This is a genomic window from Paenibacillus sp. SSG-1 (genome assembly GCF_002224835.1).
Taxonomy (GTDB): Bacteria; Bacillota; Bacilli; order Paenibacillales; family Paenibacillaceae; genus Paenibacillus_AQ; species Paenibacillus_AQ favisporus.
Genome location: NZ_MBRK01000001.1, coordinates 2,415,318 through 2,441,517 on the forward strand (window position 1 = coordinate 2,415,318; position 26,200 = coordinate 2,441,517).

Sequence of the window (26,200 nt, forward strand, 5' to 3'; positions counted from 1 at the left end):
TGGATCGGGCCTGACAAGCCTTATGCTCCGGTAATTCTGGGCATCGGCATAGACTCTTTGCCGAGCTCCGCCCAGGCATATTTTAGCATTAGTTCGGTTTTGAGCGGCGCATGCTCCGGATCGTCCCATAAATTGTTCAGCTCTTCGGGGTCTTCCTGCAGATCGAAGATTTCACCGTAGGTCTGATTGTAGTAGACCGTGATTTTATAGCGCTCATTGACGTAAGTTTTTTGGTGGATGGTGGTCGGTTCATGCCTGAACTCGCAGATAGCGTGATCCCGCGCCTGCACGGCTTCGCCTAGCCATACCTTCTTCTGGTCGATGCCCGTCATCGCATAAGGAACCGGCAGATCGCACAGGGACAAGAAGGTCGGAGCCAGGTCCACCAAAGATTGAATGGCGCTGCTCCGCTTGCCGGCCGGCACTTCACCGGGATACCGGACGATAAACGGCAGCTTGATCAAGTCCTCGTAATGAAACCCGCCCTTGGCCTGCAGACCGTGCTGTCCGAAGAAATGCCCGTGATCCGTCGTAAAGACGACGATCGTGTTATCGGCCATTCCCAGTTCCTCCAGCTTATCGAGAATATGCCCGATGTACTTATCCATCATGCTGATCATGCCGTAATAGACGGCGACCAGCTTTTTCTTATCATACTCCGTCAATCGCTTCCTGCTGCCGTACTCGTAATAATGATGCGAACGGTAACCGTGAATGCCATGTCCCGTTTCCTGCAGGTTTGTGAAGTCGGGTTGCTCTTCCTGCGTTTTGGCAAAATGCGGCGGATTGCGGTCATGCTCGCCCGGAACCATCTCCGGGATGGTGAGCTGCTCGGGATCGTACATCGTATCCCATGGCTCGGGAACGAGGTATTCCGGGTGCGGGTCGAAGAAGCTGGACCACAGGAAAAAGCTTTCGTCGTTTTCATGATATTGTTCCAGCAAAGCATTGGTCCGTTCGGCGATCCAGGTATTGTAATGGTACTCTTCGGGAATCGGCCATTTATACGTTTGATCCCGGTCCATGGTACCTGTAGGCGGCAGGAAATAGTCTCTCCAGTTATGGCAGCCTTTCTCTTCCATCCACAGCGCATAATGCTGCCCGACATGGGCTTCATTGGTGTGATTCCGCGCCAGCTCCACGTGCTCAAAACCGTAGAACCCATCTTTGTAATTTTTCCAAAACTCCAAATCCTGAAGAATGGGATAGGCTTCATGCGACGGAAATTCCTCGGTCGAAGTGAGCGGCTGAAAATGTGCTTTGCCGATCAGCCCGGTCCGGTAACCGGCTTGCTTGAAATCTTCGCCTACCGTATGGCGATCCTCCAGCAATTTGGTGCCGAGCGTCCACGCGCCATGCTGGCTCGGGTACATGCCGGTAATGATCGAGGCACGGCTCGGCGTACAGGTCGGATTGGGGCAATACGCCCGATCGAACGTCGTCCCTTCCCGGACAAGCCGGTCCAGATTCGGGGTATGTATTTCAGGATTAAAGGCGCCAATCGTATTCCAGTGCTGCTGATCGCTCGTAATTAACAAAATATTAGGTTTCTTCATCCGTCAACCTCCTCGAACTGATTATATGTAAAGGGGTGCCCAAAGAGAATGGCGTATTGTATGATAGATTTATCATTTTGTCAGTTCATGTAAGGATGATGGGGAGGACGAGAACGCATGCTGCAGGAGTATGATCACGAATTCGCGGAGTTTTTATATTACACGCCGACCAGGATCGACAAAGATACCCCGTTCTGGCTGGTCAGGGCAGGTCAGAGTACAGCAAAACCGGGATACCGGATCGGTCCGCGCAGAATTGAATGCTACAGTATTCATTTTGTCAGGGCAGGCAGCCTGATGGTTGAATATGAGGGGCACACGTACAGGCTTCAGACAGGGGATGCCTTTTGCATGTATCCGAACCGTACCTATATGTATTACAAGCCGGACGACGATCATTCTCTGCAGTTAACATGGCTGGCCATGGATGGACCCGGCATGGAACCGATGCTGAATCTGGCAGGCTTTCATCCGGATGTACCCTGCTCCAGGGGGCTGTGGAGTCCAGAGGTAGCGAACTTGATCCGGCGTCTGTTTGCGGAGTGGAAGGATGGTAAGACGGATCAGGTCGCCGCCGCCCTGAACCTGAAAGGACTGCTGTACCAGGCGTTATCCCAGCTGATCGCAAGCGCCAAAGCCGTGGACGAGCCCCAGCGTCCAGGTGTAACAACGATAAAGAAAAGCAAAGCATCCCAGTGGACCGAGTACATCGAATGGCATGCCGCCGAGGGGATCACCGTACAGCAAGTAGCCGAATATGCCGGCCTGAACCGTACCTATTTTTCGACACAGTTTACTAGGTTTGTAGGCATGACGCCGGCCGAGTATATTGCCAAGGTCAAGATGGACAAGGCCAAGCAAATGCTGTCCGGGACGTCGGCTGCCGTTACGGAGATCGCTTACTCCCTTGGGTATCCGACCCTGTTCGCATTTACCCGTGCTTTTAAAAACTACTGTTCGATGTCCCCGTCAGCGTACCGGAAGCAGCACTGAATCTAAGAACGGATGATGCGTTAAAGGACGCCATTGTGTTGGCGTCCTTTTGATTTTGCTTACCTTGAAAGATGTGCGTCCGACTAATGAACCACCTCGATAAATCTCGTCGCCGCCGCCGATATCGGCATGTTTCGCATTACCATAAGGCCCACCTTGGAAGGGGGGATCTCCACATTCAGCTCAATTTCAAAGAGAGAGCCTTCCTTCAGCTCCTTGGCTACGAATTCGCGCGTGACATACGAAATGCCCAGCCCACGCTTGGCGAATTCGATCAGCAAATCGACGCTTCCCACCTCGATGTCGGGTTTCAGCTCGTGTCCGTATTTTTCAAACAGCTCTGTAATGGCCATTCGCACCCGGCTGTTCCGTGAGAACAAAATCACGGGATATTCCATCAGCTGTTCCATGGACAGCGCCTGCCCCTTCAACTCCGCATACCGTTCGCCCGCCACAAAGCAGTCCTGCAGCTCAATGCTTTCCGTTACCTCCAGCTGCGAGTCGAAGATCGGCATCCTTACAACGCCAAGGTCGATCCGCCCCTCCTTAAGATAGGAGATCACTTCCGGTGTCGTTCCGTGATTCAGATGCAGCTTGATTCCCGGATATTTGACGTGAAAGTCTTCGAGAAAAGGAAGCAGGTAGTGCTTGAACAACGAATCGCTTCCGCCGATCCGCAGCTCGCCGCTGTCCAAATTTTTGAGCGCCACCATTTTTTCTTCAGCGAGCGTAATGAGAATTTGCGATTGCTCTATATAGGAAAATAAAATTTTGCCTTCCTGCGTCAAGCTCACGCCTTTGGAGGTGCGGTAAAACAACGTAACCCCGATCCGCTCCTCCAACTGCTTGATGGCATGGCTGACGCTGGGCTGAGTCAGGTACAGCGCCTTGGCAGCCTGCGTTAAACTTCCCGTCTTTGCGGCCCAATAAAACACTTTATACAACTCGTAATTGTTAGTCATAGATATGGTCTATATCTCCTCAGAAATATATTGATTACATGTATGGCACATATTTGTATTATAGTGAATCCAAGACATAGAAACCAGAGCTTTTTCGACAGAATGAGAAGTGGAAGTCGCGGAGCTTTGAAAGGAAGGAGCAATTGAGATGAATCCTACAACTTTTGTATTGTTTGGAGCGACTGGCGATTTGGCCAAGCGCAAAATATACCCTGCTCTGTATCATTTATATATTCATGGAAAGCTTCCGGAAGCTTTCTCTGTAATCGGCCTCGGCCGTAAAGAAATGACGGATGAGACGTTTAAGGCTCACGTCAAGCAGTCGCTGTACGATTTTTACCGGCTGAATGTGAAAGAGGATGACTCCCTGCAGTCCTTCCTGGGACTCTTTGGCTTCAACATCCTGCACATCGATGACACGGATCACTTCGTCCGGTTAAAAGATCGGGTGGAAGCCTGGGAGCAAGGAATCGGCGGAACATCGAACCGCTTGTTCTACTTGTCCGTTGCGCCGAACTTCTTCGGCACGATCGCCTCCCAAATCGAAAACAGCGGACTTGGCAGCGTAACGGGCTGGAAGCGCCTCGTGATCGAGAAGCCGTTCGGCCATGACGTCGCTTCGGCCCGCGAGCTAAACGACCAGCTGAGCCAAGCTTTTGCGGAAGAAGAAATTTACCGGATCGACCATTACCTCGGCAAATCTATGGTGCAGCGGCTTGAAGCATTGAAGCAGGCGAATCCTGTGATTCAGGCGCTGTGGACGAACCGCTTTATCGCCAACGTCCAAATTACGGCTGACGAGACCGTAGGCGTAGAGGAGCGCGCTGGATACTACGACAAAGCCGGGGCCCTGCGGGATATGTTCCAGAACCACATGATGCAGCTGCTCATGATGCTGACCATTCACGCGCCGCACAACATGGCTTCGGCGGAGAACGTCCAGCTCAAGAAGAAGCAGGTGCTTGAAGCACTGGATCCGCTGCAAAAGCAGGATGTGCTTACCAACATCGTGCGCGGACAATATACTGCCGGATCCATTCAAGGCAAACCGGTTCCCGCATACACAGCTGAACCCGGTATTTCCGAAGGTTCGATGAACGATACGTTTATCGCGGCCAAGCTGCATATCGATAATTACTACTGGCGCGGCGTTCCGTTCTACATTCGGACAGGTAAACGTCTGGCGTCGAAGAGCACACGCATCGTGATCGAATTCAAGGAACCGCTCACCACGGCGACGCAAGCAGAGCAGGCAACCGTACCGAACCTGCTGGTCATCGAGATCGGGCCGAAAGAAGGCATCACGCTTCAGCTGAATGCGAAGGACCCGGATCATCCGACCGGCTTTAAACCGGTATACATCGATATGTATCCGGACCGCAAAGAAGCCCAGGAAGCGTACGAAACGCTGATTCACGATGCACTGAACGGAGATTCGACGTTCTTCGTCCATTGGGATGAGGTCGACCTGTCCTGGCAGTGGGTGCAGCCGATCCTGGAAGCCTTCGCCGCTAATGAGGTGCCGCTGCATCCTTATGCTGCCGGTTCGCACGGTCCGGAAGCGGCCCATGAGCTGCTTGCCGCAGACGGATTCCACTGGTGGTTCGATGAGGAAGACGAAGCCGGAAAGGCTGCTTCCGAGCCGCTTGTCGAGCAAGTTACCGCCAGCTGATTTTGGGTTCTATGCTCGGTTTACCGAGCCAATCATATATTGAACATTCACAGGAGGTTGTAAGATGAAATTTTTTATTGATACCGCCAATCTGCAGGATATTCAATCCGCCTACAAAATCGGGGTTCTGTCCGGAGTCACCACGAACCCGTCCCTGGTTGCCAAGGAAGGCGTGAAATTCGAAGACCGGATCGCCGAGATTTGCCAGGCTGTGCCGGAAGTGGAGTCCGTGTCGGCCGAAGTGACGCCGGATGCGGAAACCGCTGAGGAAATGATTGCCCAGGCAAATGAGCTGATTAAGATCAACAATAACGATGAGAAAATCACGATCAAGCTGCCGATGACCCTTGCGGGTCTTGAAGCCTGCCGTTATTTGTCCCAAAAAGGGGTCAAAACAAACGTGACCCTGATCTTTACCGTGAACCAGGCGCTGCTGGCCGCCCGTGCCGGGGCAACATACGTATCGCCGTTCCTGGGTCGTCTGGACGATATTTCTGAAGACGGCGTCCTGCTGGTGGACAAAATTGCGCAGCTGTTCCGCACGCATAACCTGGATACGCAAATTATCGCAGCCTCGGTACGCCACCCGGACCACGTCACCCGCGTCGCCATGGCCGGCGCGCACATTGCGACCGTTCCGTTCGGCGTGATTGCACAAATCGCCAAGCACCCGTTGACGGACCAAGGTTTAGTTAAATTTGCAGCCGACTGGAAAAGCAGCGTCAAGTAAAAAGAGAGAGATCTGGAGGAGAGAGAAACGATGAGCAAACAGCAAATCGGTGTGGCCGGTCTTGCCGTCATGGGCAAAAACCTGGCTTTGAATATGGAAAGCAAAGGCTTCGCGGTCGCTTTATATAACCGTTCGCCGGAAAAAACGAAAGAACTGCTCGCCGAAGCCGAAGGAAAAAACTTTGTCGGTACATTCAGCATCGAGGAGTTTGTGCAGTCGCTGGAAACCCCGCGCAAAATCATGATGATGGTTAAAGCCGGCGGACCGACGGACGCGCTGATCGAGCAGCTCGTTCCGCATTTGGAAGAAGGAGACATCCTGATTGACGGCGGGAACGCCTTCTTCCCGGACACCGAGCGCAGATACCGGGAGCTTCAGGCGAAGGGCATCCGCTTTATCGGAGCCGGGGTATCCGGCGGCGAAGAAGGAGCCCTGAAAGGACCGGCGATTATGCCTGGCGGCCAGAAGGACGCCTACGAGCTCGTTGAACCGATTCTTACGGCCATTTCGGCCAAAGTCAATGGAGATCCTTGCTCGACGTACATCGGCGAAGGCGGATCCGGCCATTACGTGAAAATGGTCCATAACGGCATCGAGTACGGCGACATGCAGCTGATCGGCGAAGCTTATCACCTGCTGAAGGATGTGCTGGGCCTCGGGACGGAAGAGCTGCACGACATTTTCACCGAGTGGAACCGCGGGGAGCTGGACAGCTATCTGATCGAAATTACCGCTGATATTTTCTCCAAGAAAGATCCGGACACCGGCAAACCGATGGTTGACGTAATTCTGGATGCGGCGGGACAGAAGGGAACAGGGAAATGGACGAGCCAAAGCTCGCTGGATCTCGGCGTGCCGCTGTCCATCGTGACCGAATCGGTATTTGCCCGCTTCTTGTCCGCAATGAAGGAAGAACGCGTGGAGGCAAGCAAAATCCTGAAAGGGCCGCACACAGCTCCGTATGAAGGGGATGAGCGGGAGTTTGTGGAAGCCGTACGCAAGGCGCTGTACGCCAGCAAAATCTGTTCGTACGCCCAAGGCTTCGCCCAGCTCCGTGCTGCCTCCGAAGAGTTTAACTGGAATCTGAACTTCGGCAGCATCGCAATGATTTTCCGAGGCGGCTGCATCATCCGCGCCCGCTTCCTGGAAAACATCAAGCAGGCCTACGATAAAAATCCGGAGCTGAAAAACCTGCTTCTGGACGATTACTTCGGCTGGGTCGTTACCAACTACCAGGATGCTTGGAGAAACGTTGTGTCCGTCGCCATGCAGCGCGGCATTCCGGTTCCGGCCTTCGCTTCCGCACTGGCTTACTACGACAGCTACCGTACGGACCGTCTGCCGGCCAACCTGCTGCAAGCGCAGCGCGACTACTTTGGCGCGCATACGTTCCAGCGTGTCGACAAAGAAGGCACCTTCCATTTCCAATGGATCGAGTCCGAAGAATAATCGGTTATGGTCAATAAGAAAGCGTCCCGATGCGAGAGCATCGGAACGCTTTTTTTGTTCTATGAAGCGGAACTTAATCATCGAGCGAGCCTGTATCATACACGACTTGCCCTTGAGCGTTATATCCGGTGAATCGCATTGGCGGGTTTTGCGGTTCATCCAAGAGCACATACCAGTATACGGTGCCGTTGGATGAATGGATCAACTGGGCTTCGGTTTTTACTTTTCGTGTCTCCACGACGATGCTCCGAATGTCCTTGTTATTGACAGTCCCGACAAACATGGGGCTAAGCTCATTCAGGTTGCAGTAACTCCAGTCGATATCCTGCTCAGGATGGATATCCGTGTACGTGCCGACGATCCAAGTCCAACTTTGACGGTTGTGCTTCAAAAGGCCGACGTTATATTGATTGTCATTACTATAGAAAACCACCGTATGCTTATTGTCTGGATCAAAGGTTTTTAAAATGTCGTCATAAGGCTTGTTGGATTTGTTCATCGCTTCTTCGATCGTGGATGGGGAATTTGAACAGCCCGTAATCAGTAAGAAACATAACAGTATGATGCATCTGATTTTCATTCGTCACGTCCTTAACCCGAGATCACAGTGAACAGGCATTTTTCACTTCAATAGTAAGACGCAGTATTTCACAGTTTAGTTGGAGCGAGAATTACATATTTTTAGGAATTCGATTCCTTTAAGCCGATCAACTCCACGATAGATGAAATTGCCCTCGCTGCCGCCGGGGAGCATTTCTTAAAGGAAACCGCCGCCAGAGCAATGGCCCTCGAAGCTTCCGGTCCAAGCGGCCTGGCCACGAGCCCAGAAGGAGCTGAGGCAAGAATCGTTTCCGGCAGGATGCTGATGCCAAGTCCGCTACGCACCATTGCCATAATGGCATGATCGTCCTCAAGTTCAAATCGCACACGGGGAACCGCTGCTTGACCGTCAAACCACGCCCTTACATCCGTATCGCAGCCTTTCGCAGGCATAATAAACGGTTCATCCGCAATCTCCTCCAGTGATATCGTGGATTTTACGCTGTGTTTATGATCAGCCGGCATAACGCACACCATCCGATCCTGTATGAGCATTGTGGTCTCAAGGCCATGCGAAGATGGCAAATTCACGAATCCAAAGTCTGCAGTCCCATCGGCAATCCAGCGCTCGATATCGTGATAATGCCCGTCGAGCAGCCGGATTTCGATCTGCGGGTACTCCTGCTGGAAACGGTGAAGAATATCCGGCAGCCAATGGATCGATACGCTGGTAAACGTTCCGATAGTAACTGTTCCCCGCATCAGCCCCTTGATCTGATCCGCCTCCTGCAGCATGTTTTCATGCAGTTGGAGCATTTCCTTCATATATCCCCACAACCGTTCTCCGTCATGGGACAGCCGGACGCCAGACCGGCCCCGGGCAAGGATTTGGATGCCCAATTCCTGCTCCAGGCTGATGATGGCACGGCTCACCGCCGATTGTGTTAAACTCAGCTGTTCCGCCGCTTTGGTCAGGTTTCCGGTTTCGACGACTTTTCCGAGAATTTCGTACTTCGCCAAGGTCATTTTCAAACACTCCCGCCATGAAAAATAATCATTACAACCATTTTAAACATTCATTTTATTTATTGTAAGTGGCTCGGTATAATGCAAATAGAATGATGGATAAGGGGAGAACAGGGATGGGAGCTATAGCAAATACGCCGCAGCCGCCGTATTATGCGGTCATTTTTACTTCGGAAATGTCTGAAGGAGAGAACAGAGGGTACGGGAAAATGGGAGATAAGATGGTCGAGCTTGCTTCGAAGCAGCCGGGTTTTCTCGGAGTCGAAAGCGTTCGGGGAACGGATGGGGTCGGAATTACCGTCTCGTATTGGGAGTCGCTTGAGGCGATCAAGGCCTGGAAAGAGAATTCCTTGCACAGGGTAGCTCAGGATAAAGGGAAAAGCGAGTGGTACGCAAAGTTCGGTCTGCGGGTGAGTAAGGTCGAGAGGGACGATTTTATGAATATGTAAGCTGTAATTAACCCCGTCTGAATGGAAGTCCCCATTTCGCGAAACACTCATAACTAAAATGTATGATTACGCGGTAAAAATATATTTTTAATATGCAGCGGGTGAACATACAATGAATTTAATTAATCGGCAGAGTACGAATGGGGGGATTCAAAATGGGGAAACAATTTCCGGCTATGCTGCCTGAGCATATGGACTTTATCCGGAAGCAGCATATGTTTTTCGTGGGTACGGCGCCGTTATCGCAGGAGGGGCACGTCAACTTGTCGCCAAAGGTTATGACACCTTCCGGATCTTGTCCGAGAACCGGGTCGCATACCTGGATTTGACCGGAAGCGGCAATGAAACGAGTGCCCACCTGGAAGAAAACGGCCGGATCACGATCATGTTCTGCGCGTTTGAAGGGCCGGCGAACATCATGCGCCTGTACGGAACCGGGACGGTGATTTTACCGGAGAGCAGGGAGTGGGAGACATTATACCCTTTGTTTGATCCGATGCCCGGAGCGAGACAGATCATCACGATCGATGTGCATAAAGTGCAGACGTCCTGCGGTTATGCGGTTCCCTTCATGACCTATGAAAAGGAGAGGGACACGCTGAATCGGTGGGCAGAGCATAAAGGCGAACAAGGGCTTCACGACTACTGGCAGGAGAAAAACAGGAGCACGATCGACGGACTGCCGACTCCTTTAGGCAGACAGCTGGGGTTATAGCCTAGTAAAAAAACGCGAAATCAAATGACCGATAACGCAAAACAAGCCGCGATGGATCCGGGCTTGTTTTTTTGTATAGGCCGTTTTGTTGTTGTATCGGGCTTGTGAAAAAGGAGTGGGAGCGGGCATCAGTTAGATTTTCATACCCGTAATCAATCAGCAAGCTCGTCGCCGGAGGGCAAGCTAAGCACAGGCACGTTCAGAAAACGGGAAATCGCCAGTGCGCAGGCACCCATGACGCAGGATTTCCGCCCCATGCCCGACAGTGTGATCTCCCGGTAATGGCTGATTTGGGAGTGGAGCTGATGATGGATCCTCTGCAGTGCATCGGGAACCATTCGCAGCAGCTCACTGTCGATGACGACAACGTCCGGATTGTACATATTGATGACATTGTTCAGCCCGATCGACAGGTAATAGACGAATTGATTCAGCGCGTCAAGCACTTGTTCATCGCCATCGGCAATGCGCCGGCTGATCCACTCCATATCCGAGGCGTCACCAGGTTCGGCCGCAAGGATGTTCCGGAGCACGCTTGTCTCCGAAGCATACTTCTCCCAGCAGCCGAGGTTGCCGCATGCGCAGGGCTCTCCGCCGGGAACGACGATCATATGGCCGATTTCACCGGCAAAGCCTTCATGGCCGCGAAAAAACTTGCCGTCCATGATCATGCCGAGCCCAATGCCGGAATACAGCGTTACGCAGAGCAGGTTGTCGGTCGTATGGTGAGCGTATGCCCGCTCGGCAAAAGCGCTGAGGTTCGCGTTATTTTCCAAATGGACAGCTGTACCGACTGCACGTTCCAGATCCTGCTTCAGGTCAACGTCCTGCCATTGGAACCGGGGCACGAACTTGATGGTCTCTTCATTGGAGACGAGTCCGTGGATCGCCAATACGATGCCGACCATCCCGTAGCGGCTGCCTGCACATCGGCTTTGATAACGTCTGATCGCGGAAACCAGCAGCTGTACGATATCCTCATAGGCTTCCGATTGAATTGGAATGATTTCCGTTGTGACCGGATGGCCAGTTAAATCGGATAGCATAAATGTCGCATGTCCTGCGTCCAGGTCAATGCCGAGCGCATATCCTGCCTGGGCGTTCAGGGAGAGCATAATCGGTTTGCGTCCGACGGGGTTGTGCTCCAGCTCGGTTTCGACGACCAGTTCTTCTTCCAGCAAATCCGCGACCTGCGCGGAGATTGTCGCCCGGGTCAAGGCCGTAATCTTGGACAGATCCGCTCTGGAAATTTTTCCTTCCTTCATAATTTCCCGTATAATCAACGCCCGGTTGATCTTTTTAATATAAGAGGCGTCTCCGGTTACCATTTGTTTCCTCCAATTTTAGAGCGTCATGAAAATTCAGCATAAACCATATTGTAGCATGAACCCGCCTCGCCCGCTCAGAAATTACCCGATTGACAAAGGCGAGGGGAGTTGGTACAGTACGAATATATTTTGTAAGTTTAATAAACAAATTAAAAATTGTAAAGGGTTTCATACCAATTATCGATCCTTGGAGAGGAGAACAGGATGAGCCAATTTCTCGATTCGGAATTTTTGCTGGATACCCCTGCGGCGGTTCGGTTATATGAAAAGGCGGCTGCCGATTTACCGATCTTTGATTTTCACTGCCATTTGGACCCGAAGGAAGTATGGGAGAATAAGCCATGGGCCAATATTACGCAGCTGTGGCTGGGAGGCGACCATTATAAGTGGCGTACGATGCGGATGCACGGCATCGGTGAGCAGCTGATTACAGGCGATGCGGAGGATTGGGATAAATTTATGGCCTGGGCGGAGACGGTTCCTCACCTGATCGGCAACCCGCTGTACCATTGGACGCATTTGGAACTCAAGAACGTGTTCGGCATCGACCAAATCCTGAGCCCAGCCACGGCCCGCGATATATGGGAGGCATGCAACGCCAAGCTGCTGCAGCCCGATTTTCTGCCGAGGGCGCTGATTGCCAGAGCCCGGGTGAAATTTATCGGCACGACCGACGACCCGCTGTCCCCGCTGGAATATCATGAGCGGCTGGCTGCCGATGACAGCTTTCAAACCATCATCGCGCCGACGTTCAGACCGGATGGAGCATTATATATCGAGCGCCCGACTTACACCGAATGGGTACATAAGCTCGGGGAGATTACAGGCCAAACCATCGATTCCCTGGATGCCTTCCTGAATGCGCTTCAACGGCGCGTGGATTACTTCGATGAGCATGGCGGACGTGCGTCCGACCATGATATCCCGTACCTTGATTTTGCAGACGTCACAAGGGAAGAAATCGTGCCTATTTTTAATAAAAGATTGAACGGTGAAGAATTGTCAGGCGCTGAGATTAACACATATCGTTCTTTCCTGCTGAAGGAGCTCGGCAAAATGTACGCCGGCAAGCAGTGGGTCATGCAGCTGCATATGGGCGCGCTCCGCAACACCAACACAAAGATGAAAAACCGCATCGGTGCCGATACCGGTTTTGACTCTGTGGGAGAAACAAACCTTGCACAGGGTCTGGCTCGCTTCCTTGATGCTTTGGATCAGGAAGACGCCCTGCCGAGAACGGTGCTGTTCAATCTGAATCCGAAAGACAACGCTGTCCTGGCCGCGATGACGGGCAATTTTTATGAGGAAGGGGTGCCGGGCAAAGTCCAGTTCGGGTCTGGCTGGTGGTTCAACGATCATATAGATGGTATGGAAAAGCAGATGAAGGACCTGGCGAATGTTGGTCTGCTCAGTCATTTTATCGGCATGCTGACCGATTCGCGCAGCTTTCTGTCCTATGCCCGACACGAATACTTCCGGCGCATTCTTTGCAATCTTCTCGGAGCATGGGTGGAGAAAGGGCTCGTGCCGGATGATATGGAGGCTCTTGAACGGATGGTTCGAAACATCGGTTACGGCAACGCTGAAGCCTATTTCATGAAACGATAACGGGGGAGGGGAAAGCGCATGGGTATTTTGCAGGAGCTTCTAAAGGATATTCCGATTCCGAAAATGGCCAAGGTCAACGTGCGGTTCAACGATGAACAGATCGTGGACCTGGGCCGCGACCTTGGGGCCAAGCTGCGTCAGCCGCACATTATGGAGAAGGTCAAGCCCGGCATGGAAATCGCGATCGCTGTCGGCAGCCGGGGTCTTGACCGCATCGTGGAGCTAACCGCCGTGACCGTCAAAGCATTAAAGGAAGCGGGGGCTAAGCCGTATATTGTGCCAAGCATGGGAAGTCACGGAGGTGCCACGGCGGAAGGGCAGCGGGAGGTACTGGCGCATCTGGGCGTCACGGAAGAGAGCGCCGGCTGCGAAATCCGCTCCTCGATGGAAGTCGTTCAGCTCGGTGCGCTGCCGAACGGCCTTCCGGTGTATTTGGATAAATACGCCGCCGCCGCGGACGGCATCGTCGTCATTAACCGCATTAAGCCGCATACGGCTTTTCGGGGACCGGTAGAGAGCGGCATCATGAAAATGATCAGCATCGGCCTTGGCAAGCAGAAAGGGGCGGAGGCCTGCCACCAGCTAGGGTTTAAATATATGGCCGAGAACGTTCCGGCCATGGCCAAAATGATCATGGAGAAGAAACCGGTCCTGTTCGGGGTAGCGACCATCGAAAATGCGTTCGACAAGGTTGCAGTCGTTGAGGTGCTTACGCCGGAGGAGATTACCGACAAGGAACCGCAGCTGCAGCTTCAGGCGAAGGAACTGCTGCCGAAGCTGTTTTTTGACCAGCTGGAAGTGCTGATCATTGACGAGATCGGCAAAAACATCAGCGGCGACGGGATGGATCCGAACATCACGGGCCGATATCCGACGCCGTATGCGCACGGAGGGCCGGATGTCAACAAAATGGTCGTCCTGGATTTGACGCCGCAAACCGAAGGGAATGCAAATGGGGTGGGCACGGCGGACTTTACGACGCAGCGGCTTGTCGACAAGATGGATTTGGAGGTTACTTACGCCAATGGGCTGACGTCCACCGTTGTCGCCCCGACGAAGATCGCCACGACGCTGCCGAATGACAAGGAAGCGATTCAGGCGGCGGTGAAAACGAGTAATGTGCTGGATTTTAACCAGGCGAAAATCGTCCGGATCAAAAATACGCTCGTTCTGAGCCAAATTGAGGTGTCCGAAGCGCTGTTTGAATATGTGAAGCAGCACCCGCAGATGGAGCTGGCCTCGGAGCCGTATGATCTGTCTTTTGACGAGCACGGAAATTTACCGAAAACGGAGGAGAGTCACTAGATGACGACGAGTTTGTTTGATTTAACGGGAAAAACGGCGGTAGCGGTCGGCGGCAACAGCGTGCTCGGCTCGGCGATTGCCGAGGGCTTTGCCGAACACGGCGCCAAGGTGGCAATCGTCGGGCGGAACCTGGACAAAGCGGAGGAAGTCGTAAGCGTCATCCGGAACCAAGGCGGGGAAGCGAAAGCATTTCAGGCGGATGTGGGCTCGCGCGAGTCCCTGGTCCAAGCGGCCGCGGACATCGAAGCATGGTCAGGCGGATGGGACATTCTGCTCAACGCTCCGGGTACGAACAGCACCACTCCCTTTTTCGAGCTGGAGATGGAAGAATGGGACCGCATTATGGACGTGAATTTGAAGGGCATCGTGCTTACCTGCCAAATTTTCGCCAAACGCATGGTCGAGCAGAATCGGAAGGGGAGCATCATCAACATCTCGTCGGTGTCCTCAACGACGCCGCTCTCCAAAGTGTTTACGTATTCGGTGTCCAAAGCCGGATTGAACAGCGTCACCCAATTTCTAGCACGAGAGCTTGCGCCGGAGGGAATCCGCGTGAACGCGATCATTCCGGGATTTTTCCCGGCTGTGCAGAACCAGAAAATATTAAGCCCGGAACGGGTCGAATCGATCATGCGGCATACGCCAATGAATCGCTTCGGTACGCCGGATGAATTAAAAGGGGCGGCGATCCTGCTTGCTTCGGATCAGGCGTCGAGCTTTATCACCGGCTCGATGATCCGGGTGGATGGCGGGTTCGGCAGTATGACGATTTAATGGCCATACGGGAAGGAGGCAGGACAATGCTAACCGAAAAATACGAGAAACTGCAGTCCATCCTGCGGGAACTAAACTCAGTTGTCGTGGCATTTTCAGGAGGGGTGGACAGCACCTTTTTGCTTAAGGCGGCTATCGATACACTCGGCCCGGATCAAGTACTGGCAGTGACTGCGGATTCGGAAACGTATCCGTCGACCGAGCTTGCAGAGGCGAAGGAGCTGGCCGAATGGATCGGAGCGCGGCATCAGGTCATTGAAACCTCCGAGCTGGCGATTCCCGGATATGCCGAAAACACGAAAAACCGCTGCTATTTTTGCAAAAGCAGTCTTTTCGACCATTTGGTTCCCGTACTGACGGAGCAATCCTATAAAAATATCGTTTATGGTGTCATTGCCGACGACATGAATGAGTTTCGGCCCGGCATGCAGGCGGCAAAGGAAAGGGGCATTCGCGGACCGCTGCTGGAAGCCGGATTGTATAAGGAAGAAATCCGCGAGCTCTCCAGAGGCTACGGCCTGCCCACTTGGGATAAGCCTTCTTTTGCCTGCTTGTCCTCGAGAATCGCTTATGGGGAACGGATTACCAAGGAGAAGCTGAGCAAGGTTGAAAAAGCGGAGGCCTATTTGAAATCGCTCGGCATCCGTCAGGTACGGGTACGCACGCACCAGGACACGGCGCGGATCGAAGTGGAACCGAAGGACATGCAGACTGTTCTGGAGCAGCACTCACAAATTTCCGGCAGGCTGCAGGAGTACGGATACAAGTACGTAACGCTTGACCTGGTGGGCTATCAGAGCGGAAGCATGAACAAGGTGTTGGCATAACGAAAGCTCTGGAAGGGGATGAGAACTTTGTTGGACGACGTTCTGGAGCAAGTACGCAGCGGGGCCTTGAGCGTGGCGGAAGCCAAAGCGCGGCTGGCGGCATTTGAGGATCTCGGCTTTGCCAAGGTTGACCACCAGCGCAGTAAACGGCAGGGTTTCCCTGAGATCGTCTATGGGGAAGGCAAAACGGCGGATCATATCATTTCGATCGCCTGCGCTCTGCAAGCCCGTGGCAGCAGCGTCCTGGTCACACGCGTGGACAAGGAAAAAGCAGAGACGGTGCTGCGGGCGTGTCCGGATTACAGTTATCACGAGACGGCAAGGGTCTTGTACTGGAAAAAGGAGCAGATGCCCGCTGATGATTCGCAAGGGTATGTCGCGGTGATTGCGGCGGGAACCTCGGATTTGCGCGTGGCGGAGGAGGCGGCCGTGACGGCTGAAGTGCTAGGCAGCACAGTCCACCGGATATATGATGTGGGTGTTGCGGGGATCCACCGCTTGCTCAGCCATTTGGAGGAAATCCAGCAGGCGACGGTTTCTGTCGTGGTGGCCGGGATGGAAGGGGCGCTCCCCAGCGTCGTGGGCGGCCTGGTCTCCCACCCGGTCATCGCAGTACCGACCAGTGTCGGGTATGGGGCTCATTTTCAAGGCTTGTCGGCGCTGCTTACGATGCTGAATTCGTGCGCTTCAGGCATCAGCGTGGTGAACATCGACAACGGATTCGGCGGAGGTTATAACGCCGCGCTGATTCATCAGCTTGTACATAGAGGGGGAACACGAACTTGAAAACGCTATACCTTGACTGCTTTTCCGGCATCAGCGGAGATATGTTCATCGGTGCGCTGCTGGATGCCGGCGGTGATGCGCAGCGGATGCAGACGGAGCTGCAGAAATTAAACATCGAAGAAGAATATGCGCTGCAGTGGAGCAAGGTGAACAAGAACGGGATCACCGCGACCAAATTTGACGTGCATCTGCAAGAAGTGCATGAGAAAGATCACGATGATCATCATCACATGCATGAACATTCCCAAGCGAATCTTGAGGCAGAGGAAGGTTCAGGCGAATCTCTCCACGAGCATGAAGCGCATCTTCACAGCCATAGCCACAAGCATGATCACGACCACAGTCACGAACATCATCATGGACATGACCACAGCCACGATCATGTACACCATCACGACCACGCGCACGATCATCACGAGCATGTCCACCATCATCATGCGCACCATCCTCACGACCATGCACATCACCATCATAGCCATGATCATTCGCATAGTCACAGCCATCATCACCATCATCACCGGGCATACAAGGATATCGTCCATATGATTGAAGCGGCCGGTTTTGAGGAGCCGGTACGCGACACGGCGCTCCGTATTTTCAAGATCATTGGGGAGGCTGAGGGAAAAATACATGGCGTTCCGTTAGACGACGTTCATTTTCACGAAGTAGGCGCAGTAGACTCCATCGTCGATATTGTCGGCGCCTCGATTTTAATTCATCAAATGGGTATCGAAGCGATCCATTCCTCGCCCGTGCCCGTTGGTATGGGCAAAATCCGGATCGACCACGGCATTTACCCGGTGCCTGCGCCTGCGACGCTGGAGATTCTGAAGGGCGTGCCGCTGGAAGCGTCGGATGTCCGCTTTGAGCTGACGACACCGACGGGTGCGGCGATCGTATCGGTGCTGGCGCAGCAGTACGGGCCCATTCCGTCTATCAAGGTGACCGCCGTCGGTTACGGAGCAGGGACCAAAACGTTTGCCGACCGGCCGAACGTGCTGCGTGTCATCGTGGGCGAATAATGCTCTTGATCCGAAAGGAGTTTGTCTTATGAAATCCGAGCTGCCCCCAAATCATGAACATGTCGATCATGACATGGTGAAGATGGAAGTCAACTACGACGACATTTCGGGTGAATGGCTGGGCTACGTGATGGACCTTCTGCTCGAAAACGGTGCAAACGACGTGTTCTATACGCCCATTTACATGAAGAAAAACCGGCCGGGTACGATGCTTCAGCTGCTATGCACCAAAGAAAAGATCGACCGGATGAAAGAAATCATTTTTCGCGAGACAACCACGCTTGGCATCCGGTATTATCCGCTCACGGTGCACCGTCTGGAACGAACATTTACTCAGGTCCCAACAGAATGGGGAGCCGTTACCGTAAAATTGGGTATTCATCACGGGGAGACCGTTCAATGCGCTCCGGAGTTTGAGGACTGCAAACGAATAGCCCAAGAGAACAGGATCCCGATCAAGTCTGTTTACGAGCAAGTATGGAAATCCGTCGGACTCCTGCCTAGTAATTCGTGATGTTTTAGAATTACCTTTTATTGTCAAAAACCCCATACGTTCTCTAGCATTTCCGCATAGCTTAGTAGAGAACTGGACATGAAAGCTTCCCGAAAGGGAAGTTTTCGTTTGTCTGACTAAGAAAGGAGAATGAATGATGGGGAGAAAAACGATTCAGGAAATTCAATCCGGGTACAAAACAGGCTCTTGGACGACGCTGGACATTACGAAGCATTATTTGAAACGGATTAAAAAGAAAGATCCTGCACTCAATTCATATATTACGGTAGCCAAGGATCGGGCCACGGGAGAAGCCAAGCGGCTCGAAGCCAAATCCTCATCGGGAGAGCAGACCGGTCTCCTGTACGGAATTCCGCTTTCCTATAAGGATAATATCGATACGAAAGGCATACGCACCACTTACGGCTCCTCGATTGACGCTAATCACATACCAGACGAGAACGCTGCCATCGTCCAGCGGCTGCTGCTGCAGGATTCGATCCTGCTGGGAAAAAACAATCTGCATGAATATGCCCTTGGTGTCACCTCAAATAACCCGCATTATGGACCTGTGCACAATCCATGGAATCATGAGTACACGCCGGGAGGCTCCAGCGGCGGATCGGCTGCGGCGGTAGCCGCTGATTTGACGGCAGCTTCCATCGGGACCGATACGGGCGGCTCCGTTCGGATTCCGGCGGCATCCTGTGGCGTTGTCGGGTTAAAACCTACGTATAACAAAGTACCTACTGAGGGCGTATTTTACGTTTCTTGGACTCTGGATCATGTTGGGCCGATCACGGCCAATATGACTGACTTGGCAGTCCTGTTCGGTGCCATGACGAAGCAGTCCTACCTGCCATATCTGAATCAAGACATCCGGGGGCTTCGTGTCGGCGTGCCGACCAGCTACTTTAACGAACACATCGACCCGGAAACCTATGCATTGTATCTTCAATCACTGGAGGCGCTGGAGTCGCTCGGTGCCATTCTCATTGATACGGACGTCTCCTTTGTGGAGGGGAACAGCGAGGTTTCGTTGACCATCGCCGCTTCTGAGGCCGGTTATGTCCACAAAAGCCGGATGGAATGCTGCTTATCGCAATACGGAGCGGATGCCAGAGCCTTTTTGGAATCGTCCCGGGATATCACCTCACTGCAGTATATCGAAGCGCTTAAGACAAAAGAAATGTATATGAACATGTTCGATAAATTGTTCCGCGAACGCATTGATGTGCTGGCCACACCGACGATCCCGATCCCTGCGCGGAAAATCGGCGTGGACGAAGTCCATTTTGGCGATTATACGGAAAGTGTCTTTGACGCGATGACCCGTTATACGGGCCTGTTCAACATGGTGGAGGTTCCGGCTCTGTCCATTCCTTGCGGGCTGACAAGCGAAGGGCTTCCCGTCGGACTGCAGCTTGTGGCCCGAAAGGAGCGGGAAGATCTGCTGATTCGCGCCGGATACGCTTATGAGCAGGACCAGCTGAAGGAATTCTACCGTCTCCGGGATCAGATCTGCGCAGGATACTAATCAAGCACTTGAGTGGAACACTGTCTGCACTGCCGTGCAGCGGTGTTCCTTTCTTAAGAGATCAGAAAGTATAAGATTCGGAGCCTCCGCTTCCGGATCTCGCAAGAAAAACTTCAGCTAAACGCGGTCTTTCTTCTTAGAAGGTACGTCGATAGACGTTTTTCTTATTTTCTGTTCATCCGTAATTCCGGAAATATTAGAAATCTCTCGTTTACCGAATTTTTCAAGCTGTTCTGACCATACTAAAAACTGTATCGATGAAATTTCAAAGAAGCCAGACCGCGTTTAGAGGAAGTTTTTAGTGCGATATAAGGATGCCGAGTCTCAGATGCCTACACATTCTTATATCTAACTAAAACTGTATATTGATGTACTATCTAAGAAGCCAGACCACGTTTAGCGGAAATTTTTATTGCGATATAAGGATGCATAGTCTCTGATGCCTACACATTCTTATATCTAACTAAAACTGTATCGAAGAAACTTCAAAGTAGCCAGAACGAGTTTAGCGGAATTTTTATTGCGATACTAAAAAAAGTATATTTTGCCACCAGTATGGACTTTTGCCGGTTGGGGGTGTGGACATGCAAACCAATAAAGATGTGATCTTCTCAGCTCGTTTACAAGAAAATATCTCTCATCTGAAAGAACGGTATGCGGATTGCTTTGATGTCGTGTTCCACGATTTCAGCTGCGGCCAAACACCTGCGGTCATCGTCTACTTCATGGGTTTGACCGACAGCGACATGATTAACCGTTACATTCTCGAACCCACTCTGAAACAGTTGTCAGAAGATGGGGGCAACACCTTAGAGGATTTTTGCAAGTGCTTGCCGGTGTCCTCCTATACCATGATCCAAACGATGGATCAGGCGGTGATCGAGATTGGTGACGGCAATGTCGTCCTGCTCATGGATGGGGAAGAAAGGGCTATCTCTCTGTACCTGGCAAAATGGGAGCAGCGCTCGATCACGGAACCCGAGGCGGAATCCGTCGTCAGAGGCCCGCGTGAAGGGTTTATCGAGACGCTGATGGTCAATGTGTCCATGATCCGCCGCAAGCTGAAGTCGCCCGATTTGAAGATGAAGTCGATCCGGATCGGACGTTTTTCCCAGACCGAAGTTGTCGTCGCTTTCGTCAGCGGTATCATAGAATCCTCGCTGGTTACTGAAATCGAAAGCCGTCTTTCCCGCATCAACATCGACGGGATTTTGGAAAGCGGGATGATTGAAGAGCTCATCGAGGATAATCCATATTCGCCCTTTCCGCAATTACAGACGACGGAGCGGCCGGACGTGGTGGCAGCCAATCTTCTTGAGGGCAGAGCGGCCATACTCGTAGAAGGAACTCCCATTGCCTTGATTGCTCCAGCAACGATTTTTACCTTTCTGCAATCGCCGGAAGATCATTATCAGCGTTATTACATCGGCACAGCCATCCGCTGGCTGCGTTATTTTTTCGCGTTTATTGCTCTCATCGGGCCTTCATTCTATGTCGCTATCGTTACCTATCATCAGGAAATGATTCCAACGACGCTGCTGCTTAATATGACCAAATCGAGGGAGCAAATCCCTTTCCCGGCTCTGGTTGAAGCGCTGCTGATGGAAATTACGTTCGAAGCTTTAAGGGAAGCCGGGGTTCGACTTCCCAAACAGATTGGTGCTGCAGTCAGTATCGTCGGAGCGCTGGTCATCGGTCAGGCTGCCATAGCGGCCGGCCTCGTCTCTTCGCCGATGGTTATGGTCGTTGCGCTCACTGGGATCGCCTCGTTTCTGATCCCCCATTTCGCCTTTGGCATCACGGTCAGGCTGCTTCGTTTTCCGATGATGCTGCTGGCAGGTTTTCTGGGCTTTTTCGGACTGATGATGGGGATCACCTTAATTTTGACCCATCTGTTCGCGCTTCGTTCTTTTGGCGTTCCTTATGTTTCGTTGTCAACAGCCACCAATCTCAGCCAGCTGAAGGACATCCTGGTCCGCGTCCCAACTTGGAAAATGAATACAAGACCGCGAATCGGCGTTTGGAACAGGTATCGCCAGGGTGCTAACCAGCGTCCGGGACCCGGAAGGGGAGGCCGAAGAAAATGAAAAGCGCAAGACTTGCCGCTGCGTTTTTTCTGTTTACGATCATCCCGCTCGTTACAGGGTGCTGGGACCGCACCGAGGTGAACGATCTGGCTTTAATTATGGGAGCTGGGATGGATGCTGCGCCAAACGGGAAAGTAGAGCTGTCCGTTCAAGTCTACACGCCCAACCAGTCCAGCATGAGCAGCGACGGCGAGATGACGAGCAGTGGAAACCAAGGAGACATGGTTATCGTGAAAAGCGCAGTCGGGACGGATTTGGCGGATGCGGCCCAGCGGCTGCAGGAGGAAATGCCCCGCAAAGTCTTTTGGGGCCACAGCGAAGTATTTATCGTGGGGGAGGAGCTCGCCAAGAGGGGGATCATGGATCAGGTCGATTTTCTCTTTCGCCATCCCCAGCCGAGGGAGCATGCTTATTTTTTTATCAGCAAAGGAAGGGCTAAGAGCATTTTGAGCATAAACACGCGAATGGAGCGGGACAGCGCCGAAACCCTTCGCGAATTGACCGTTCTAGCCGGAGGCATGGGAGTTACGCTTAAAGATTTGGGAGGGATGCTGGCAGGTCGGTCGAAGGCAATTATCGTTCCACTCATCGGGAAAAAGGAGGAATCTGGACAAAGTAATGCTTACCCGTACATTAACGGGGGGGCGGTTTTAATGAAGGGGAAAATGGCGGGTCAATATCAAGGAGAAGTCAAGCGATACGTTCAGATCATCCGTAACGAGCTGGAATCAACGACGGTAACATTTCCTGTACAGGAAAGTAAAGGCGATGATGGGGGTATCATGTCCGTCCGGCTGATCAAATGCCATACGAAGCTGATTCCGTTGATTCGCAGAAATCAATGGAGTGTTATGATCCGGATTGAAGGTGAAGCAAGTGTGCTTCAGAATGAAACCCATGTCAATGTGATGCTGCCCCAAGAAATGCCCCGATTGGAACAGCAGCTGAACAAGGAAATCGAGTCCAAGGTGAAAGAGACGTTTCGGCAGATCCAGGATGAGACTGGCGCCGATGTTTTCGGAACGGCCGATGCGTTTTGGCATAAGTATCCTACACGTTGGACCAAGGAACAGGCTCGATGGGATGAAATATTCCCGGAAATCAGCGTTTACGCCCATTCCGGTGTACATATTATTTCGCCTGGTTTTTCCGGTAAAACCTTTAAATGAGGGATAAGCGATGATTGTTCTCAAACTGCTCGGCATTACGCTGCTCTTTGTGGCCGTGTTTATATATGATTTTTCGAGTGTGGAGCCGAACAAGAAAAAGGAACGGGCAGCCATTGCCGTCATTACCTTCGCCGGGTGGGTAGTAGCGGTCATGCTGTTATTTGCTCCCGGCTTGCCCGGTCCGACCGAATGGATCAATCAAGTGACCAAACCGATCTGGGTTATCTTTTATCCCGAAGGTTAGGAGGGGGACGGCGGAATGGATAAGGAGAAAGTTTCGAATCTTCAACTGTGTTTGATGATGTACCTGATGATCGGCGGGACCTCCATACTCGTCGTGCCTTCTTTTACCGCGATGTATGCCAAGCAGGATATGTGGATTTCGCCGGTCATCGGCTCTTTCTTCGGTTTCTTCAGCGTGACGGTCGCTTGGCTGCTGTATCGGAGAAATTCGGGGCTTACGATGATCGAGCAGACGCAGCGCCTTTTTGGGAAGTGGGCCGGAAGCATTCTGGGCATCGTTTTCCTCTTATTCCAAATCGACGCGATCGGCTTGATTACCCGGGAATACGCCGAATTCATCGTACAGGCGTTTCTGCCCAAAACTCCGCTGGTCATGATTATCGGGTGTATTGTATTGACATGTTCTTTTGCCGTCCGGTCCGGCGTGGAAGTGATTGGACGATTCGCGCAAATATTCGGTCCGATTTTTTTGTGCTTTGTCCTGGCGATTTTTCTGTTTCTTCTACCGGAATATCGCTTTTCCAACATGCTCCCCATTCTGGGGACCGGAATCAAGCCTTCGCTAAAAGGCTCTTTAGAGCCTTCGGTTTGGTTTATGGAATTCATCTTTATTTCATCGGTCTACCCGTCCGTCCGAAAAGGAGACAACGGCCTCAAGGGTGGGCTGTTTGCCGTATTTCTAATGATGATCACGATGGTCATCACGAATTTTACTTGTTTGTTTTTGTTTGGGGAATCGACTGCCAATCTCACCTTCCCGTTCCTGTCTGCTTCGCGCTTTGTGAATATCGCTGATTTCTTTTCGCATGTGGAAGCCATCGTGATGGCGCTGTGGATCCTCGGGGGCTTTGCGCAAATTTCGATGTGGTATTACACGCTTGCTTTGGGAACTGCCCAATGGTTAAAGATGACGGATTTCCGTCCACTGGTATTTCCGGTTGGGCTGCTGATCGGTGTGTTCAGTATCTGGGTGGCCAAAAATTTCCAGCAAATGCTTCATTATTTTCCCACTGGGGGAACGGGCAGTTCCATCATCGCTTTGCTGCTGCTGCCGATCCTTATACTCTTGGTCAGCCTTGTCCGCGGAAGCGGAGCTCGGAAATAAACTTTTTTCTTCGTCCTTCGCAAAGAAATGTCGATCCGGGAATATCTCTCTCGTCGTCTTATATAGGCAGCGTTATAATGCTGTATATGACGATGAGGAGATGAAGTTATGAAGTATTTGTGTTTGGGTTACCTGGAACCGGATCTGATGGATGCCAAACCCCAGGAGGAAATCGACAGAGTGATGCAGGAATGCAAGCCCCATCTTGAACAGTTGTATCACAGCGGGAAGGTGCTTCTCGACGCCGGCCTGGACAAGGCCGCGACCACCCTGCAGCGCAAGAACGGAAAGCTGAGAATGATGGATGGCCCATTTACCGAATCAAAGGAGCTGATTGGCAGCGCGTTTCTGATCGAAGCTGAGGATCTTGAAGATGCGGTCCGTGTGGCATCTCTTCATCCGGCCGTTCAGGTGAGCGCGGGCGAATCGTTTGGCTGGCGCATCGAAATTCGCCCGGTACATCATTTTGAATTGTTCAGTCCAGAGGGATAACTTTCGATTTCATTTATTTACTTAACTTCACTTTTACAAAAACGGCGCCCGCGACCGAAGCCGCCGCCAAAACCGCTGCAAACAGCGAGGCACCCAGGGAGATGCTGGTCATATCGATCACAAATCCTGTTCCGATCGGCAGCAGTGCGGCAGGTACATAACCTCCGATATTCAGTACCGCGTTGGCTTCGGCGCGGCGGTGTGCCGGGACATGCAGGCTGATCAGCGTCAGGCCTCCGAGCTGCCCTAATCCCTGTCCTGCACCGGCAAATACAGCGGCTATAACCAGCAACACGGGTGCCGAATCAATGACAGCAGCAACCAGGCATATCATGGACAAAAGGGTTGCCGCACTTCCCAGGAGAAACAGGCTCCGAACCGGCAGCCTTTTGACAGCGAATTGAATTCCCGTCGCCGCCAAGAACATGATACAGGCCGTACCTCCAGCTACCAAGGGACTGGTCACATGAAGCAGTTTGGACAGTAGTGACGGACCCAGCGACAGCACAAAGGAAGTCGAGGTAATGCCTGGAGCAAACGCGGATATTCCTAAAGCTAAATGCAGGCGGTTTTGCTTAGGAACTGTTGGGAAGCGCAGTTTCCATCCTTCGCGTGCAGGGTGCTGCCGGGAGGGGAGGCGGGCTGCCACCATGAAGGCTGTTGCCAAAATGATCAATTGAGTGGTAAACACCGTGACAACATGATGCGTAAGAAATTGGGCCATCATTCCGGCCAGCAAAGGCCCCAGCCCGGCTCCGAGGACCATGGCCACGGAGGCGGCAAGGGATGCCAGCTGTTTTTTACTGTGTCCGCCAGTGTCCACTACAGCAGCCATGCCTGCGGAGACGATGACGCCGACGGCTATGCCTGTTAGCAACCGCGCCGCCAGCAGCATGCCGACCGAATCGGCCGAAGCAAACAGCACACAAGCCGCCACCGCTGCTAATAGACCCGGATACAGTACGGCCTTGCGTCCGAAGCGGTCCGATAATTGGCCGGCCGCGAGCAGCGTGCCGAGCAGACCCAGAATATAGGCGGCAAAAATAACCGTCAACGTTCCATTCGAAAATCCCATCGCCGTCTGCCACTCCACATACAACGGCGTTGCTGAATTAGACAGCATAAATACGGCGGTTACGATCCAGGCGGTAATCCAAATGCGGCGTGTTGATACGCGGGAATCCTCCGATGCCTGAGGAATTTCCACGTTTTTTGCATGATCGATCAAGGTAATCTCCTCCTTTTCAACCAACCCTTTGAATGTGTGTAGGGCATCCGTGTTGTCATGCATTTAGAATACGTTATAATAGTTCATAACTGAAATACACATTA

At 52.4% G+C, this 26,200-nt stretch carries 24 protein-coding genes and 1 pseudogene; 19 read left to right on the forward strand and 6 right to left on the reverse strand.

The window, feature by feature from the left end; all coding sequences use genetic code 11:
- Positions 1–20: 20 nt before the first annotated feature.
- Entirely contained in the window at positions 21–1,556 is a 1,536-nt protein-coding gene (locus BCV73_RS11245; RefSeq protein ID WP_089547147.1) for a sulfatase family protein, read from the reverse strand.
- A 117-nt stretch (positions 1,557–1,673) separates the two neighbouring features.
- On the opposite strand from BCV73_RS11245, the gene BCV73_RS11250 reads away from it, so the two are divergent.
- Positions 1,674–2,549 carry an AraC family transcriptional regulator gene (locus tag BCV73_RS11250; protein ID WP_089547148.1) on the forward strand — a complete coding sequence of 292 codons (876 nt, stop codon included), beginning with the start codon at positions 1,674–1,676 and terminating at the stop codon, positions 2,547–2,549.
- A gap of 83 nt (positions 2,550–2,632) precedes the next feature.
- On the opposite strand, the gene BCV73_RS11255 is transcribed toward BCV73_RS11250, so the two are convergent.
- On the reverse strand, positions 2,633–3,511 hold the full coding sequence (locus BCV73_RS11255; RefSeq protein ID WP_089547149.1) for a LysR family transcriptional regulator: 879 nt from the start codon (positions 3,509–3,511) through the stop codon (positions 2,633–2,635).
- 148 nt (positions 3,512–3,659) lie between these two features.
- Here BCV73_RS11255 and zwf point away from each other — a divergent pair, with 148 nt between their 5' ends.
- The 3 genes from zwf (at position 3,660) to gndA (ending at position 7,362) form a co-directional block, all read left to right on the forward strand.
- Positions 3,660–5,183, forward strand: coding sequence for a glucose-6-phosphate dehydrogenase (gene zwf, locus BCV73_RS11260; protein WP_076166070.1), 1,524 nt, complete (start codon positions 3,660–3,662; stop codon positions 5,181–5,183).
- Positions 5,184–5,247: 64 nt separating this feature from the next.
- Positions 5,248–5,913 carry a fructose-6-phosphate aldolase gene (gene fsa, locus BCV73_RS11265; protein WP_076166067.1) on the forward strand — a complete coding sequence of 222 codons (666 nt, stop codon included), beginning with the start codon at positions 5,248–5,250 and terminating at the stop codon, positions 5,911–5,913.
- 30 nt (positions 5,914–5,943) lie between these two features.
- Positions 5,944–7,362, forward strand: coding sequence for an NADP-dependent phosphogluconate dehydrogenase (gene gndA / locus BCV73_RS11270; RefSeq protein ID WP_089547150.1), 1,419 nt, complete (start codon positions 5,944–5,946; stop codon positions 7,360–7,362).
- A 73-nt stretch (positions 7,363–7,435) separates the two neighbouring features.
- Here the strand turns inward: gndA and BCV73_RS11275 are convergent, their stop codons facing one another.
- Positions 7,436–7,861, reverse strand: a complete 426-nt coding sequence (locus BCV73_RS11275) for a hypothetical protein (RefSeq protein WP_143811849.1) — start codon at positions 7,859–7,861, stop codon at positions 7,436–7,438.
- A gap of 182 nt (positions 7,862–8,043) precedes the next feature.
- A complete protein-coding gene (locus BCV73_RS11280; RefSeq protein WP_089547152.1) occupies positions 8,044–8,928 on the reverse strand; it encodes a LysR family transcriptional regulator in 885 nt (294 codons plus the stop codon).
- Positions 8,929–9,044: 116 nt separating this feature from the next.
- Here BCV73_RS11280 and BCV73_RS11285 point away from each other — a divergent pair, with 116 nt between their 5' ends.
- Together BCV73_RS11285 and BCV73_RS11290 are read left to right on the forward strand one after the other, a co-directional pair.
- A complete protein-coding gene (locus BCV73_RS11285) occupies positions 9,045–9,377 on the forward strand; it encodes an antibiotic biosynthesis monooxygenase family protein (RefSeq protein WP_089547153.1) in 333 nt (110 codons plus the stop codon).
- A gap of 155 nt (positions 9,378–9,532) precedes the next feature.
- A pseudogene (locus BCV73_RS11290) lies at positions 9,533–10,092 on the forward strand (pyridoxamine 5'-phosphate oxidase family protein).
- A gap of 152 nt (positions 10,093–10,244) precedes the next feature.
- Here the strand turns inward: BCV73_RS11290 and BCV73_RS11295 are convergent.
- Positions 10,245–11,420, reverse strand: a complete 1,176-nt coding sequence (locus BCV73_RS11295) for an ROK family protein (protein WP_089547154.1) — start codon at positions 11,418–11,420, stop codon at positions 10,245–10,247.
- Between the two features lie 204 nt (positions 11,421–11,624).
- Here BCV73_RS11295 and uxaC point away from each other — a divergent pair, with 204 nt between their 5' ends.
- The 13 genes from uxaC to BCV73_RS11360 all read left to right on the forward strand — a co-directional run bounded on the left by uxaC (position 11,625) and on the right by BCV73_RS11360 (position 24,868).
- Entirely contained in the window at positions 11,625–13,028 is a 1,404-nt protein-coding gene (uxaC, locus tag BCV73_RS11300; RefSeq protein ID WP_089547155.1) for a glucuronate isomerase, read from the forward strand.
- 18 nt (positions 13,029–13,046) lie between these two features.
- On the forward strand, positions 13,047–14,333 hold the full coding sequence (locus tag BCV73_RS11305) for a nickel pincer cofactor-dependent isomerase, group 22 (RefSeq protein WP_089547156.1): 1,287 nt from the start codon (positions 13,047–13,049) through the stop codon (positions 14,331–14,333).
- Positions 14,334–15,107, forward strand: coding sequence for an SDR family oxidoreductase (locus BCV73_RS11310; protein WP_089547157.1), 774 nt, complete (start codon positions 14,334–14,336; stop codon positions 15,105–15,107). It abuts the gene before it with no gap.
- A gap of 26 nt (positions 15,108–15,133) precedes the next feature.
- Positions 15,134–15,934, forward strand: a complete 801-nt coding sequence (gene larE, locus BCV73_RS11315) for an ATP-dependent sacrificial sulfur transferase LarE (protein ID WP_089547158.1) — start codon at positions 15,134–15,136, stop codon at positions 15,932–15,934.
- An 18-nt stretch (positions 15,935–15,952) separates the two neighbouring features.
- Positions 15,953–16,720, forward strand: a complete 768-nt coding sequence (larB, locus tag BCV73_RS11320; RefSeq protein WP_373309552.1) for a nickel pincer cofactor biosynthesis protein LarB — start codon at positions 15,953–15,955, stop codon at positions 16,718–16,720.
- Entirely contained in the window at positions 16,717–17,742 is a 1,026-nt protein-coding gene (gene larC, locus BCV73_RS11325; protein WP_089547160.1) for a nickel pincer cofactor biosynthesis protein LarC, read from the forward strand. The genes larB and larC overlap by 4 nt, the downstream gene beginning before the upstream one ends.
- A 28-nt stretch (positions 17,743–17,770) precedes the next feature.
- On the forward strand, positions 17,771–18,256 hold the full coding sequence (gene larC2, locus BCV73_RS11330) for a nickel pincer cofactor biosynthesis protein LarC2 (RefSeq protein WP_089547161.1): 486 nt from the start codon (positions 17,771–17,773) through the stop codon (positions 18,254–18,256).
- A 136-nt stretch (positions 18,257–18,392) separates the two neighbouring features.
- Entirely contained in the window at positions 18,393–19,772 is a 1,380-nt protein-coding gene (locus BCV73_RS11335) for an amidase (protein WP_076166015.1), read from the forward strand.
- Positions 19,773–20,356: 584 nt separating this feature from the next.
- The gene (locus BCV73_RS11340) at positions 20,357–21,859 is read left to right on the forward strand and encodes a spore germination protein (RefSeq protein WP_089547162.1); all 1,503 of its coding nucleotides are present in this window, start codon (positions 20,357–20,359) and stop codon (positions 21,857–21,859) included.
- Positions 21,856–23,028: a Ger(x)C family spore germination protein gene (locus tag BCV73_RS11345; RefSeq protein ID WP_089547163.1), complete on the forward strand. Its 1,173-nt coding sequence runs from the start codon at positions 21,856–21,858 to the stop codon at positions 23,026–23,028. The genes BCV73_RS11340 and BCV73_RS11345 overlap by 4 nt, the downstream gene beginning before the upstream one ends.
- A 10-nt stretch (positions 23,029–23,038) precedes the next feature.
- On the forward strand, positions 23,039–23,272 hold the full coding sequence (locus BCV73_RS11350; protein ID WP_089547164.1) for a hypothetical protein: 234 nt from the start codon (positions 23,039–23,041) through the stop codon (positions 23,270–23,272).
- A 15-nt stretch (positions 23,273–23,287) separates the two neighbouring features.
- The gene (locus BCV73_RS11355) at positions 23,288–24,376 is read left to right on the forward strand and encodes a GerAB/ArcD/ProY family transporter (protein WP_089547165.1); all 1,089 of its coding nucleotides are present in this window, start codon (positions 23,288–23,290) and stop codon (positions 24,374–24,376) included.
- A 108-nt stretch (positions 24,377–24,484) separates the two neighbouring features.
- A complete protein-coding gene (locus tag BCV73_RS11360) occupies positions 24,485–24,868 on the forward strand; it encodes a YciI family protein (protein ID WP_089547166.1) in 384 nt (127 codons plus the stop codon).
- Positions 24,869–24,881: 13 nt separating this feature from the next.
- Here BCV73_RS11360 and BCV73_RS11365 read toward each other — a convergent pair whose 3' ends face one another.
- A complete protein-coding gene (locus BCV73_RS11365) occupies positions 24,882–26,096 on the reverse strand; it encodes an MFS transporter (protein ID WP_089547167.1) in 1,215 nt (404 codons plus the stop codon).
- Between the last annotated feature and the right edge of the window lie 104 nt (positions 26,097–26,200).